This is a genomic window from Pontixanthobacter luteolus (assembly GCF_947494915.1).
GTDB lineage: Bacteria > Pseudomonadota > Alphaproteobacteria > Sphingomonadales > Sphingomonadaceae > Pontixanthobacter > Pontixanthobacter luteolus.
Map to the genome: position 1 here is coordinate 246,941 of NZ_CANLWR010000002.1, position 13,264 is coordinate 260,204.

The 13,264-nt window shown below is 59.9% G+C and carries 10 protein-coding genes; 4 read left to right on the plus strand and 6 right to left on the minus strand.

What is annotated here, in order from left to right:
• Positions 1–58 precede the first annotated feature (58 nt).
• The 4 genes from mtnP to PO778_RS10045 all read right to left on the minus strand — a co-directional run bounded on the left by mtnP (position 59) and on the right by PO778_RS10045 (position 4,367).
• The gene (gene mtnP / locus PO778_RS10030) at positions 59–922 is read right to left on the minus strand and encodes an S-methyl-5'-thioadenosine phosphorylase (protein ID WP_271439532.1); all 864 of its coding nucleotides are present in this window, start codon (positions 920–922) and stop codon (positions 59–61) included.
• A 279-nt stretch (positions 923–1,201) separates the two neighbouring features.
• The gene (locus PO778_RS10035; RefSeq protein WP_271439533.1) at positions 1,202–1,636 is read right to left on the minus strand and encodes a hypothetical protein; all 435 of its coding nucleotides are present in this window, start codon (positions 1,634–1,636) and stop codon (positions 1,202–1,204) included.
• An 83-nt stretch (positions 1,637–1,719) separates the two neighbouring features.
• Positions 1,720–3,006: an acyl-CoA dehydrogenase family protein gene (locus PO778_RS10040; RefSeq protein ID WP_271439534.1), complete on the minus strand. Its 1,287-nt coding sequence runs from the start codon at positions 3,004–3,006 to the stop codon at positions 1,720–1,722.
• Positions 3,007–3,008: 2 nt separating this feature from the next.
• The gene (locus tag PO778_RS10045) at positions 3,009–4,367 is read right to left on the minus strand and encodes a phosphotransferase family protein (RefSeq protein WP_271439535.1); all 1,359 of its coding nucleotides are present in this window, start codon (positions 4,365–4,367) and stop codon (positions 3,009–3,011) included.
• Between the two features lie 92 nt (positions 4,368–4,459).
• On the opposite strand from PO778_RS10045, the gene PO778_RS10050 reads away from it, so the two are divergent.
• Positions 4,460–4,867, plus strand: a complete 408-nt coding sequence (locus tag PO778_RS10050; protein WP_271439536.1) for a baeRF12 domain-containing protein — start codon at positions 4,460–4,462, stop codon at positions 4,865–4,867.
• A 129-nt stretch (positions 4,868–4,996) separates the two neighbouring features.
• Entirely contained in the window at positions 4,997–6,055 is a 1,059-nt protein-coding gene (locus PO778_RS10055) for a serine hydrolase (protein ID WP_271439537.1), read from the plus strand.
• Between the two features lie 146 nt (positions 6,056–6,201).
• Here PO778_RS10055 and PO778_RS10060 read toward each other — a convergent pair whose 3' ends face one another.
• Positions 6,202–6,453, minus strand: coding sequence for a hypothetical protein (locus tag PO778_RS10060; protein WP_160731348.1), 252 nt, complete (start codon positions 6,451–6,453; stop codon positions 6,202–6,204).
• A gap of 263 nt (positions 6,454–6,716) precedes the next feature.
• Between PO778_RS10060 and polA the strand changes: the two genes are divergently transcribed.
• Both polA and PO778_RS10070 read left to right on the plus strand, forming a co-directional pair.
• Complete coding sequence (gene polA, locus PO778_RS10065; protein ID WP_271439538.1) at positions 6,717–9,557, plus strand: DNA polymerase I; 2,841 nt, start codon at positions 6,717–6,719, stop codon at positions 9,555–9,557.
• A 60-nt stretch (positions 9,558–9,617) separates the two neighbouring features.
• Positions 9,618–10,697 carry a mechanosensitive ion channel family protein gene (locus PO778_RS10070; RefSeq protein ID WP_271439539.1) on the plus strand — a complete coding sequence of 360 codons (1,080 nt, stop codon included), beginning with the start codon at positions 9,618–9,620 and terminating at the stop codon, positions 10,695–10,697.
• Between the two features lie 25 nt (positions 10,698–10,722).
• Here PO778_RS10070 and PO778_RS10075 read toward each other — a convergent pair whose 3' ends face one another.
• Positions 10,723–13,044 (minus strand): CDC48 family AAA ATPase, encoded by a 2,322-nt coding sequence (locus PO778_RS10075; protein WP_160731345.1) that lies wholly within the window; start codon positions 13,042–13,044, stop codon positions 10,723–10,725.
• Between the last annotated feature and the right edge of the window lie 220 nt (positions 13,045–13,264).

Genomic DNA, 13,264 nt, shown 5'->3' on the forward strand with positions numbered 1-13,264 from the left:
TTTGCCATTCTTCCCATATGACCGCAATCGCATCGCCAGCAGACCTTCCCCGCCAGCCCTAAAGCACCCGCCCCGCCACCGCATCCAGCTTTGCCAGCATCGCGGGATCGCGTGCATCGGGAGCGGTGATCATCGCATGGTCGAGCACCGTGTCGAGCGGCGAGGCTTCGCGCGTTTCGGGCAGTGCGGCGATGAATTGTTCAACCGTTTTGCGCGCCAGATCGCCGTTCTTGTTCATCTGCGCGATCACTTCGCTGACCTCCACGAAAGCGGCGTTTTCGCGCCAGCAATCATAGTCGGTGACCATGCCGACCAGTGCATAGGGCATCTCCGCCTCGCGGCACAGTTTCGCCTCGGGCATGGCGGTCATACCGATTACGTCGGCGCCCCACTGGCGGTAGAGGTGGCTTTCGGCGCGGGTCGAGAATTGCGGGCCTTCCATCGCCAGATAGGTGCCGCCATGCGCGACAGCCCCGCCCGCACGGTCCACCGCCGCTGCGGCGAAGGCGCTGATCCGTTCGCACACAGGTTCCGCCATGCTGACATGTGCGACCATGCCGGTGCCGAAGAAACTGCCGGGGCGGCCTTTAGTCCGGTCGATGAACTGGTCGACGACCACGAATTGCCCCGGGTCCAGTTCTTCCTGCAGCGAACCGACCGACGAGATTGCCAGTATATCGGTGCAGCCGGCGCGTTTCAGCGCGTCGATATTGGCGCGGGCGTTAACCTCGCTGGGCGGGATCACGTGGCCGCGGCCATGGCGCGGCAGGAACCGGACCTGCACATCACCGATCCGGCCGCACAGGATCTCGTCAGACGCTTCGCCAAAAGGCGAATTGACTCTGATCCACTGCGCGTCTTCCAGCGCGTCGATCTGGTAGAGGCCGCTGCCTCCGATGATGCCGATAGTCCATTTGCTCATCTTGTCATGTCTAGCGGCTCAATCGCTAATCGAAAGCAAAAAACCCCCTGTCGCCTCGGCCTTTGCCTGGATGTCGATCGACTGATTGTCCGGCGCACAAAACGTTTTCCTACACAATCTGCAGTCCATCGGCTTCGTCCTGCTCTTTCCCATCGCGGGCCTGCTGAACATCACTAAAATTCAGATCGCGCGAAAGTGTGTCACTCTGATGGGCTTGCAAAAGGCCGGAAAACACAGGGTCTCGCGAAACGAAACCGGGTGACATCTGCCGCCTTGCTCCTACACATCGCCGTCAGGATCAGGGGTGCAGTCGTCCCGGAGAAACCAATGAACGCCGCGCGAATGCGAGATAATCGTGTCGAGCTGCCAGTACCGGTTCTCGAAGCGGGCTTCGACTTGCCGCGCACCTCTCTCCTCCCCCGGCAGTGCGAGGCCGAAGCTGCAATTCGCTTCGTTCTCCTCCGCACTGGTGAAACGGCATTGCAGGTCACTCACCAGGTACTCGGGCAGCGGTGGCGCACTGCGGATATAGCCGAGTTCGTCATAGGTTGGGTTGTAGGATGGATCGCGAACCTGGTCATGAATAGCACAGGCTTGCGCGATCGTTTCTGCCGTCGGGAGAGCGCAGGCCGGCGGGCGCTCACGGTCTATCGATTGATTGCGCAGACCTTCATGGACTGCAGACAGATCACACACTTTGGGAAGCTCAAACATGAAGTTCGATGGCAACTGCGAGTGCTCCGGCTGCGAATGGCAGCCTCCCAACAGCACGAAGGCTGCAGCAGTCGCCGTAGACCTCAATTATATTTGCCCTTTTTCGGGCCGAGATAGCCGAACAGATACGCACCGATCTTGCGCATCTGGATTTCTTCCGCGCCCTCTGTGATGCGGTAACGCCGGTGGTGGCGATAGATGTGTTCGAACGGCTTGTGTCGCGAGTAACCGATACCGCCATGCACCTGCATCGCACGGTCAGCGGCCTCGCATACCAGGCGGTTCGCCCAGTAATTGCACATGCTGACCTTGTCGGAGATCGTCCGCTCGATCTCCTTGTGCGGCATATTGTCCATTTCCCATGCGGTCTTGTAGATCAGCATCCGCAGCATTTCGCACTGCGTGGCCAGTTCGACCAGGGGGAACTGGATCGCCTGATTGCGCGCCAGTTCCTGTCCGAAAGGCTTGCGTTCGCGGGCATAGCGCACGCTTTCCTCGACACAGAAACTCGCCGCGCCGAGCGATGAAGCAGCTTGGCGAATGCGGTTCTGGTGAACGAAGCTCTGCGCCAGGGCGAGGCCCTTGCCCTCCTCGCCCAGCATCACGCTGTCGGGCACCCAGATGTCGGTCAGGCTGAGGCGCGGATGGTCGGTCGGCATGTTGAAGGTCCACATCCATTCCTCGATCTTCAGCCCCTCTGTCGGGTTCGGCACGAGGAAACAGGTGATGCCGCGCGCATCGCCATTGTCGCCGCTGGTGCGGGCGAACACCGCGCAATGCGTGGCGACATGCATCCCGGTGATCCACATCTTCTCGCCATTGATCAGCCAGCCATCGACGCCGTCACGCGTTTCGCGCACCGCACGGGTTTCCATGTGCGTCGCATCGCTGCCGTGATTGGCCTCCGTCAGGCCAAAGGCGACCCGCCGCGTCCCTTCGAACCCGCCGAGGATGAATTCCTGCTTCTGTTCCTCCGTCCCGAAATGCTCGAACATGGCGACGAACGGGAAATTGCCGACGAGGCTGTGTTCGTTCTGCAAATCATTGTGCAGCCCCAGCCCGCGCGCAGCGAACCGGTCGCGGATCACCGCCATCCACAGGTTCGAACCATCCTTGCCGCCATATTCCTTCGGTGCGGAAAAGCGCCAGTGCCCTGCCTTGTCGGCGGCCTTGCGCGCAGCGCGGAGCAGTTCCTCCCATTCATGGTTGGGCAGACCTTCGCGTTCCCAATCGGTCCGTGCATTCTCACGGCGATGGTCGAAGAAACGGATATTGTCGTCTGCGGCCACCAGCGGTTCGATCTCCGCATCGATGAATTTCTCCAGCTCGGCGTAATAATCTTCCAGTTCCTGCGGGATGGTAAAATCCATTGCTATTCCTCTCCGGTCCATTTCTTCCGCGCAGCAGCGAGCGCGGGGTATTTCGGTACATCGACGCTGAGCTTTTCCAGCGCACTGTGGCGCAGCCAGCCAAGCATCCCCGGTGTCTGCAAGCTGCGCTCACCGCTTGTGATTTCGCGGGCAACGGATTTCGATTCGAAGTGGCCGGGCAGCTCTGCCTCCTCACGGATCGCCATGCCCAGTGCATTGCGGGCGACGGCGAGCTGGAACTTGTCGTGCCCCTCGACCTTGCCCTTCATCGACCCCAGCCATTCGTTGATCGCTTGCAGCAACTCGGAAAGTGTCGCCTCGCCCTTGCCGTGATGAAATTCGCTTGGCTCGAAGCGCACCGGCTTGGCGCGCTCTTCCTCCGGCGCATCTTCTTCCAGCAGCATGAGCAGGTCGAGTTCCTGCTCGCTGGTCCGGCGCGAGATCACCACGCGTTCTAGCATCCGGTCTTCGCCCCGGCGCCAGAAGTCGGCCATACGGATACAGCCGAGCGCCCACCAAACCGTGCGATATACCGACCAGAAGCGGAAGCGCGCCGGGTCGACCTTGCGGCCGCTTTCCACCTCATAGGCCGCGAAATAATCCTCCAGGCTCCCCAGCCCCAGCGCGGGCCGGTCGTACCGGGCGAAGCGCCACACCGGCATGCAGCCGAACGCAAGGTCTTCATGCGGGTCACCGAAATGCGCCAGTTCCCAGTCCAGCACGCCGGTCAGGTGGCTGTCTTCGCACAGGATATTTCCCAGCCGGTAATCGCCGTGGTTGAGCACCGGCTCTATCGCTGCGGGCACATTGTCCGCCAGCCAGCGCAGCCCCAGTGCGATGATCGGACGGTCTCCGCCCGCTTCCTCGAATTGCAGGCGCAGACTCTCTACGCCCTCCGCATAATCCATGACAGGCACGTCCGCTGGCAGATCCGCCCGGCCGATCGAGTGGATCCGCGCCAGATCGCGGGCGACTTCGCCCAGAATGCGGTCGGGCTGCTCCATCGCAAGAATTGCGCGCGGGTCGGGTGTCCCGGGCAGCGCGCGCATGATGAAGCCGCTGCCTATGCCGTCCGCAGCCTCCAGCACTGTCAGCACTTCGGGTGCAGTTACACCGGCGGCGTGAGCGCTGCGGATGATCGCCGCTTCGCATTCATGGCCGAACGGCCGCCCATCCATGAAAGCCAGGCTTGGCGCGCGGCGCAGGACAAATGCCTCACCCTCGGCCTCGAACCGCCAACTCTCCATGGTGGCGCCGCCCGTCAGGCGCTTCAGATTGTCCGATTGACCGCGCCCGGTCCGGGCCAATGCCCGCTCGATCCCGGCTTTGAGCTCTTCTTGCGAGATTGTTTTATCGTTCACTTGGCTAACCTTGCAGGACTGATGCGATCAGACAACCGCAACGATTCCCGAAGTCAGACGTTGAGACAATAACAAACCAATCAGGAGAGCTTATGAAACTGGCCCACAAAGCACACGTCGCCGTCGTCGATGGAGAGAACTTCGTCATCATGCAGAACGAAGGACAAATCTTCGAACCGAAGCTCAAGACAGTGGCGCAGCCAGACCTGACCGCTTCCAATTTCAGCGCGGGCGTGAAGCATCAGGATGACGCCGGGCAGCGCACCGGAAGCACCCAGCTTGACGAACTTGCCCATGCGGCTGCTGCATCAGAATGGCTCAACAAGCAGGCTATCAGCGGCGAGATTGACGATCTGGTCGTCATTGCGGACCCCAAAACACTGGGCGAAATGCGCCGCCATTATCATTCCGAACTGGAAAAGCGCCTGAGCGGTGAAATCGCGAAAACCATGACGGGCGAAACAGGCGAGAAGATCGCAGCCGCCATTTCCAGCTCCTGATTTCGAAAGATAACCCGATTGCGTTAGTTTTGGTCGCTACAGCGACACTTTTCATCGCTATCTTGCTTGCCTAGCGGAATCTTCAGCCGTTAAGGATATGAAAAGCATACTAAGGGTAGCTAGATATACATGCGATCAGGACTCGGCATTTTTGGACGGTTTGGTTTTGCAGCAGCCCTCGGGCTGACAGCACTGGCATCAGCGCAGGCTCAAACGGCCAATTTCGAGTCTGCTTTCGACCGAACCTTCGGAACCGAACTGCGAGCGCCGCAGACTTTTGACGCTGTGTACGAATCCAGCTTTGAACGGCAGCTCGCAAAAGTTGCCGATGGCGATCAGGGCCGGATCGGGGTTTCCGCAATCGATCTTACTACCGGCTATCAGGTATCGGTCCTGGGGGATCAGCGCTTCCCGATGGCCAGCACCAGCAAGGTTGCGATTGCAGCAACGTTTCTTGCCGGTGTTGATCAGGGCCGCTGGAGCCTGACGAGCGAATTTCCGCTTCTGATCCCGGTCAAGTCGGGCAAATATTCCTCACCCCGCGCCCCGGTACGCGAAGGCACCTATTTGCCAGCCGAACAACTGCTGAACCTGATGATCAGCAAGAGCAGCAATGCATCAACCGATGCGCTGCTGCGCGTGGTCGGCGGGCCGCAGGCGGTCAACGCCTGGATGCGCCGTGCCGGCATTGATGATTTTGAACTGTCCCGGGATATTGCGACGCTGGTCAGGGATGATGGCGAGGTCGACCCCGCAACGCGGATCGATAACCGCGACAGCGCAACCCCCAATGCCATGGCAAAGCTGCTGGCAGGTTTGTATCAGGGCAAATGGCTCAGCCGCTCCAGCCGTGACGTTCTGATCGGCGCGATGGAGAACACGACGACGGGCAAGCGCCGGATACGTTCAGCACTGCCCATGAGCGCCAATGTCGCGCACAAAACCGGCACCTTGAACCGGATGGCAAGCGACATCGGGATATTTGAAACGCCCGATGGCCGTGCAATCGCAATCGCGATCTATGTGACCGGTCAAAGCCTGTCGAGCGATCACGAAGCGATGAACAAGCGCGAAGCCCGCCGCAAACGTGACGAGCGGATCGCGAATATTGCCCGCGCTCTGTATAACGGGTTTTCATCGCAGAGCGCCCGCAACTGGGTAAGCGCTGAATACAAGACCGGCGGCTGACGCCGCTCAGACAGCTTTGACGCCCACCCCCGCATCGATAGACATCGCCCCGGGCCAGTGACGGTCCCCGGTGATGTCAGCCAGACATAAGAAAAGGGCGGCACCTTCCGGTACCGCCCTTTCTTTTATCAGCTGAAAGCCGAAGATTAGTCAGCCTGAGCTTCTTCTTCGGTTTCGTTCTGCATAGCAGCTTCAGCGTCTGCAGCAGCTTCGTCAGCAGCAGCTTCAACTTCTGCGCCAGCTTCAGCAACAGCGTCGGTAGCAGCTTCAGCGTTAGCTTCAGCGTCTGCAGCCATCGAATCAGCGGTTTCCGAAGCAGCGTCTTCGGTTGCTTCCGAACAAGCAGCGAGGGTCAGGGCGGCGCCGGCAGCTGCGGCAGCAAGAACGATCTTACGCATGTATAAATTCCTTAAAACAGCGAGTGAATATCGCACGGCCCGATGGGGCCACACGCGAAATCTCCCCCCAAGGACAGACTTCGTGAGTGCTAAATAAAGGCCGAAATGTGGCAGCGCAAGCGGATTCACACGTTTCCTGCCTTTTTTTGGCCTTATTTGCCTCAAAATGGCCGAAATGCGCGGTTTTGCAGCCGAGAAAAATTACCGGCGATTGTTCGCCAAAGTAAGCTGACCGGGCCCGAATGCACTGCTAGATGCAAAACATGGCCGATAAGCAGCACCTCTATCTCGTCGATGGCTCCGCCTATATCTTCCGCGCCTATCACAGGCTACCCCCGCTGACCGATCCCGAAGGGACACCGGTCGGCGCGGTTTACGGTTACACCACCATGTTGTGGAAACTGGCAGAGGACCTCGACAAGGCGGAAGGCCCGACACATCTGGCTGTCATCCTCGACAAGTCGAGCCATTCATTCCGCAACGATATTTATCCCGAATACAAGGCGAACCGTCCGCCCCCGCCCGAAGACCTGGTGCCCCAATTTCCGCTGATCCGCGACGCCACGCGCGCGTTCAGCCTCGAATGCATCGAGGAAGAGGGGCTGGAAGCAGACGACCTGATCGCATCCTATGCGCGCGCCGCAGCGGCCAAGGGGTGGGATGTCACAATTGTATCGTCGGACAAGGATCTCATGCAGCTGATCGACAGCGGCAGCGATTCGAGCGGCCGCATCGACATGCTCGATACGATGAAGAACCAGCGCATCTCGATCCCCGAGGTCGAGGAAAAATTTGGCGTAACGCCCGACCTGGTCGGCGACGTGTTGGCGCTGATGGGCGATTCGGTCGATAACATCCCCGGCATCTTCGGCGTTGGTCCGAAGACCGCGACCAAGCTGATCCAGGAACATGGCAATCTGACCGCGGCGCTCGATGCAGCTGCCGACATGAAGAAATCGAAGCTGAAAGAGCGTCTGCTGGAACACCGCGAAGATGCGGAGATGAGCCGGATTCTGGTGACGCTGAAGGAAGATTGCGATCTGCCCGTTCCACTGGAAGACTTTGCGCTCGACGGTGTGCCGAGCGAACCGCTCGCCGATTTCCTTCACAAGCACGGCTTCACCAGCCTGCTGCGGCGATTGGATGCAGGAACCGGAAGTCCGGACCGGGCCAATGATCTGAACCCGGCCAAGGCTGAAACCGCCGGCGCCGCCGCATCTGCAAAGGGCAACAGCCAGCCCCTGCCTGATATGCCTGCCGTGGACCGCACCAGCTATGAATGTGTCCAGACACGCGATGCGCTGGACCGGTGGATCGAGAAATGCCTCGCCGCGCGCGTTATCGCCGTCGACACGGAAACCAGCGCGCTCGACGCTATGCAGGCTGATCTTGTCGGCATCAGTCTGGCAACCGGCCCTAACGAGGCCTGCTATATCCCGTTGCAGCATGGCGGCAGCGACATGTTCGACGAGAAGCCAGAGCAGATCGCTCTCGACGAAGCACTGGCAGCGCTGCGCCCGCTACTGGCGAGCGACGCGGTTCTTAAGATCGGACAGAACATAAAATACGATCTGAATGTGCTGGCCCGTTATGACGTCGAAGTCGCGCCGATTGACGACACCATGATCATCAGCTTTGCGCTGGATGCCGGGCGCGGCGAAAGCGGCATTGGCGGCGGTCACGGCATGGACGAACTCAGTTCCCGCCATCTCGGGCACCAGCCGCTATCGTTCAAGGAAGTGTGCGGGACCGGCAAGAAACAGATCCCGTTCGGCGAGGTCCCACTGGATCGGGCGACCGAATATGCGGCTGAAGATGCGGATGTCACCTGGCGCCTTCACAAGCACCTTAAACCCCGCCTCTCGATCGAAGGCGGGACCACAATTTATGAGCGCGTCGACCGGCCGCTGGTACCCGTGGTGGCAATGATGGAGCGGAACGGGATCAAGGTTGACCGCACGCAGCTGGCCCGTTTGTCCGAAGAATTCGCGACCGAAATGGGCAAGCTGGAAAAGCAGATCCACGAAGACGCAGGGCAGGAGTTCACCATTGGCAGCCCCAAGCAGCTGGGCGACATCCTGTTCGACAAGCTAGGATACAAGGGCGGACGCAAAGGCAAGAGCGGGCAGTATTCGACCGATCAGGCAATGCTGGAAAAACTGGCAGGCGAAGGCGCCGAAATTGCCAACAAGGTGCTGGAATGGCGCCAGCTGTCGAAACTGAAATCGACCTATACCGATGCGTTGCAGGCGGCGATCAATCCCAAGACCGGACGTGTCCACACCAGCTACAGCCTGGTCGGGGCGCAGACCGGGCGGCTTTCGTCGACCGATCCGAACTTGCAGAATATCCCGATCCGCACGGCTATCGGCCGTCAGATTCGTGAGGCATTCGTGGCTGAGCCCGGCAATGTTCTGCTGGCTGCCGACTATTCGCAGATCGAGCTGCGGCTTGCAGCACACATGGCCGACGTCCCCTCGCTGAAGGAAGCGTTCGAGCAGGGCGAGGATATTCACAACCGTACGGCCCGCGAAATGTACGGCGAAGTGAACCGCGATACGCGCGCGCAGGCCAAGACCATAAACTTTGCAATCCTGTACGGCATTTCGCGCTGGGGTCTGGCTGGCAGACTTGGGGTGGAAGCAGACGAAGCGCAGGCGATGATCGACCGCTACTTCGAACGTTTCCCGGGCATCCAGCGGTACATCGCAGAAACACTCGAGACCGTGCGCGAGCGTGGATATTCGGAAACGCTGTTCGGCCGCAAGACATGGTTCCCGCGGATCAATTCCAAGAACCAGGCAGAGAGGCAGGGCAGCGAACGCGCAGCCATCAACGCTCCGATCCAGGGTACGAGCGCAGATATCATCAAGCGCGCAATGGCGAGGATGATGCCAGCGCTGCACGATGCCGGGCTGGAAAAGGTCAGGATGCTGTTGCAGGTCCACGATGAACTCGTGTTCGAACTGCCCGAAGGCGACGTGGACAAGGCAAAACCGGTAATCGAAAAGATCATGGCCGAGGCTGCCCGTCCTGCGGTGCAGCTCGATGTTCCGCTTGGCATCGAGATCGGAACGGGAACCAGTTGGGACGAGGCGCACTGATAGGATGCGGATTGCCCCGTCGGGGTTGTAAGTGTTCCGCCTCATCCATAGGTGGCGCCCATGTTAGAACAGCTTAATCCGCAGAACTGGACCATTGCCTGGGGCGAGATTCTCCCCGCTGCACTGGGACTCCTTGCCGCGATTGTGGCCGCATATTTTGCCTACAGGGTCGTTTTCGCGATCTTGCGGCGGGTCACCGCAGCTTCTGAAAACACTTCCGATGACCTGATCATCGAAAGCATTCGGCGCCCCATCAAATGGTCGATGATCGCCATTGCCGTCACTCTGGTGGCGCAGGCCGATTCCACGCTGGCCTTTGTGTGGGAACCGGTGGCGCAATTCGTACGCCCTGCCCTGCTTGGCTGGATCGCATACACTCTGGTCAAAGCATTCACCGCGGCGATGGAAATCCGGCTGGAGGCATCGAAAGATCCCGTCGCCGTTCGCAGCCGCCGTACGCGGCTGTCCATTCTCTCGCGCACGGCAACCTTCGCGATCGTGTTCATAACTGTTGGCCTGATGCTGTTTGCCATTCCCAGCGTGCAGTCGATCGGGACGACATTGCTGGCATCCGCTGGTCTGGCCGCTCTGGCGGTCGGTGCTGCAGCACAGCCAGCGCTGAAATCGCTGATTGGCGGCATCCAGATGGCGCTAACCGAACCGCTTCGTATCGGCGACCTGGTCGTGATCGACGGCCATACGGGGCGTGTAGAGGAAATCCGCATGAGCTTCGTCACGGTACGGACGTGGGACGAACGGGCGATCGTCGTTCCGACTACCAGCATCCTCGACCACAGTTTCGAAAACTGGTCTCGCAAGAGTGAAAAACTGACCGGGCCGGTATACCTGCACCTTGACCCCGCAGCCGAAGTCGACCCCATCCGGGCTGAATTCGAACGCTTCGTCGAGCAGCACGAATTGTGGGACAAGCGCACAGTAGGCCTGCTGATGACCGAGGCGCATCCGGAGAGCATCGAATTGCGCCTGTCGATGAGCGCCAACACCATTGCCGACCTGTTCGCTCTGCGCTGCGCAGTGCGCGAACACATGATAGCCTGGCTGCGGCGCGAGATGCCCGACGCGCTGATCCGCCACCGTCTCGAAGTCGAGGCGGCGAACGAGCGCGTCAAAGGCAAATAAGCGGAAAACCGCGACCGGCTGGCAATCAGCCGGTCTCGTCTCCATGCTTCTTGTCCCGTACCGATTCGACCATCCCCTCGCTGAGGAAGCCGATTGACGGTTTCACTTCGGCTGCGCGCTTCTTCAGCTCGCCGCGCATCTTCTTGTATTCGTCTTCCATTTTGGATGTGACGGTCGCGCGCGAATCCTTCAGTGCTTCTGCAAAATCAGCGGCATTCACTTCCTTGACGTCGGCCCCTGCACGCCGCAGCGCATTGAGACCTGCGCGGCGGACGACATCCTCCAGATCGGCGCCGGTGAAGCGTTCCGTCTTTTTGGCGATCGACGCCATATCGACATCTTTCGCCAGCGGCATTGCCGCCGCGTGGATGCCCAATATCTGCTCGCGGCCCTTTTCATCGGGTGTGCCGACATAGACCAGTTCGTCGAACCGGCCCGGACGCAGCAAAGCGGGGTCGACCAGCGTTGGCCGGTTGGTCGCGCCAATCACGATTACGGATTGAAGTTCCTCGAGACCGTCCATCTCGGCGAGGATGGTGTTGACGACCCTGCCGGTGACCTGCGGTTCGCCCTGACCGCTTCCGCGAGCAGGCACTAGGCTGTCGATCTCGTCGATGAACACGACGCATGGCGCGACTGCGCGGGCGCGCTGGAACATACGGGCGATCTGCTGTTCGCTTTCGCCGTACCATTTGCTGAGCAGGTCGGAGCTCTTCATCGAAATGAAGTTTGCCTCGGCCTCCTTCGCGACCGCTTTTGCCAGCAACGTCTTGCCCGTTCCCGGGGGGCCATAGAGCAGGAAGCCCTTGGCAGCGCGAATGCCGAGACGGGCAAACGCCTCTTCATTTTTTAGCGGCAGTTCGATCCCTTCACGCAGGCTTTCGATGGCGTCATCGACCCCGCCGATGTCATCCCAGCCCACGTTAGGCATCTGGACCATCACTTCACGCATGGCGGATGGCTGGACGCGTTTGAGTGCCGAGAGGAAATCCTCTCGCGTTACACACAGTTCATCGAGGACGTCCTGCGGTACGGTCCGTTCATCCAGATCGAGCTTGGGCATGATCCGGCGCACCGCATCGATTGCAGCTTCGCGTGCAAGCGCAGCCAGATCGGCACCGACAAAACCATGCGTAGTCTTGGCGAGTTCAGTCAGGTTGACCTTTTCACCCAACGGCATCCCGCGTGTATGGATCGCCAGAATTTCGCGGCGCCCCTTCTCGTCAGGGACACCGATCACGATTTCGCGGTCGAAACGGCCCGGCCGGCGCAGCGCCTCGTCCAGAGCATCGGGCCGGTTTGTTGCGGCGATGACCACCAGATTGGAGCGCGCCTCAAGCCCGTCCATCAGGGTGAGCAATTGTGCGACCAGCCGTTTTTCGGTTTCGCCGTGAACCTGCGTCCGCTTGGGTGCAATGGAGTCGATCTCGTCGATAAAGATGATCGACGGGGAAACCCGCGAGGCTTCTTCAAACACTTCGCGCAGCTTCTTCTCGCTTTCGCCATACCCCGAGCCCATGATTTCCGGGCCGTTGATGGTGAAAAATTCAGCGTCGCTTTCGTTTGCGACTGCTTGCGCCAAACGGGTCTTGCCGGTTCCGGGAGGGCCATGGAGAAGCACTCCCTTGGGCGGATCGACGCCCAGGCGGGTAAACAATTCGGGATAGCGCAGCGGCAATTCGACCATCTCGCGCAATTGCTGGATGGTATCGCCAATACCGCCGACATCGTCGTAATTCACACCGGCACGGGGATCGCGCGGCTCTTCGAACTCGGCGCGAAGCTCAACTTCAGTATCCTCGTCGATATGGACGATGCCTTTTGGTGTCGTCGACACGACACTCAGACGGATCTGGGTAAGAGCATATGCCGGCGCATTGAACATCCGCTGCACCTGCGGCGGCATGTTCTGGACGGGTTGCTGGCCCGCGGTTGCGACCAGATCCCCTGCGACGATTGGCTTGCGAAAGAAATTGCGCTTCAGCGCCTGTGTCGGACCCTGCAGCCGCATTTCGCGCTGCGCCGGCGCAAACACCACTCGAGTCGCGGGCTGCGATTCGGCGCTCTTGATAACGACATGTTCGCCTGAACCGGCCTCGGCATTGCCCCGCTGCAGGCCGTCCAGCCGCACAACTTCCAAAGACTGGTCTTCATCATAGGCCGCCATAGCGATCGCAACGGTGGTGCGTTTGCCGCTGATTTCGACAACGTCGCCCTCGGTGATGCCGAGAGCCTGAAAGGCGGAGCGCGGCATTCGGGCAATGCCCTGTCCGCTTTCTTCCTGCCTGGCAGCCGCAACCTGCAACCGTACTGTTTGTTCTTTTACTGCCGTGTCGGTTTCGGCCATCTGGCACCTGCTTCCTGAAGTTTGTCCGCAATCTCTCTTGCCTAGCTAGGAAGAGGACCCTCAGGATGCAAATGAACGAAACCCAATTCGGTGCCGATCAGGAAAGTAACGCAGTTTCAAAGCCGCAAAGAAAAAAGGCCCAGTCGTTGCCGACCGGGCCTATGAAAGTTTGGGAGAGGATGCCTAAAAGGCCCCTCTCAAATGGGCCAGAGTGCTTTTT

Excerpts from the sequence above, each read along its gene's own strand:
- polA (WP_271439538.1), top strand. The coding sequence starts at position 6,717 with ATGGCCGATAAGCAGCACCTCTATCTCGTCGATGGCTCCGCCTATATC.
- PO778_RS10060 (WP_160731348.1), bottom strand. The coding sequence starts at position 6,453 with ATGCGTAAGATCGTTCTTGCTGCCGCAGCTGCCGGCGCCGCCCTGACC.
- PO778_RS10040 (WP_271439534.1), bottom strand. The coding sequence starts at position 3,006 with ATGGATTTTACCATCCCGCAGGAACTGGAAGATTATTACGCCGAGCTG.
- mtnP (WP_271439532.1), bottom strand. The coding sequence starts at position 922 with ATGAGCAAATGGACTATCGGCATCATCGGAGGCAGCGGCCTCTACCAG.
- PO778_RS10035 (WP_271439533.1), bottom strand. The coding sequence starts at position 1,636 with ATGTTTGAGCTTCCCAAAGTGTGTGATCTGTCTGCAGTCCATGAAGGT.
- PO778_RS10050 (WP_271439536.1), top strand. The coding sequence starts at position 4,460 with ATGAAACTGGCCCACAAAGCACACGTCGCCGTCGTCGATGGAGAGAAC.
- PO778_RS10070 (WP_271439539.1), top strand. The coding sequence starts at position 9,618 with ATGTTAGAACAGCTTAATCCGCAGAACTGGACCATTGCCTGGGGCGAG.
- PO778_RS10055 (WP_271439537.1), top strand. The coding sequence starts at position 4,997 with ATGCGATCAGGACTCGGCATTTTTGGACGGTTTGGTTTTGCAGCAGCC.
- PO778_RS10075 (WP_160731345.1), bottom strand. The coding sequence starts at position 13,044 with ATGGCCGAAACCGACACGGCAGTAAAAGAACAAACAGTACGGTTGCAG.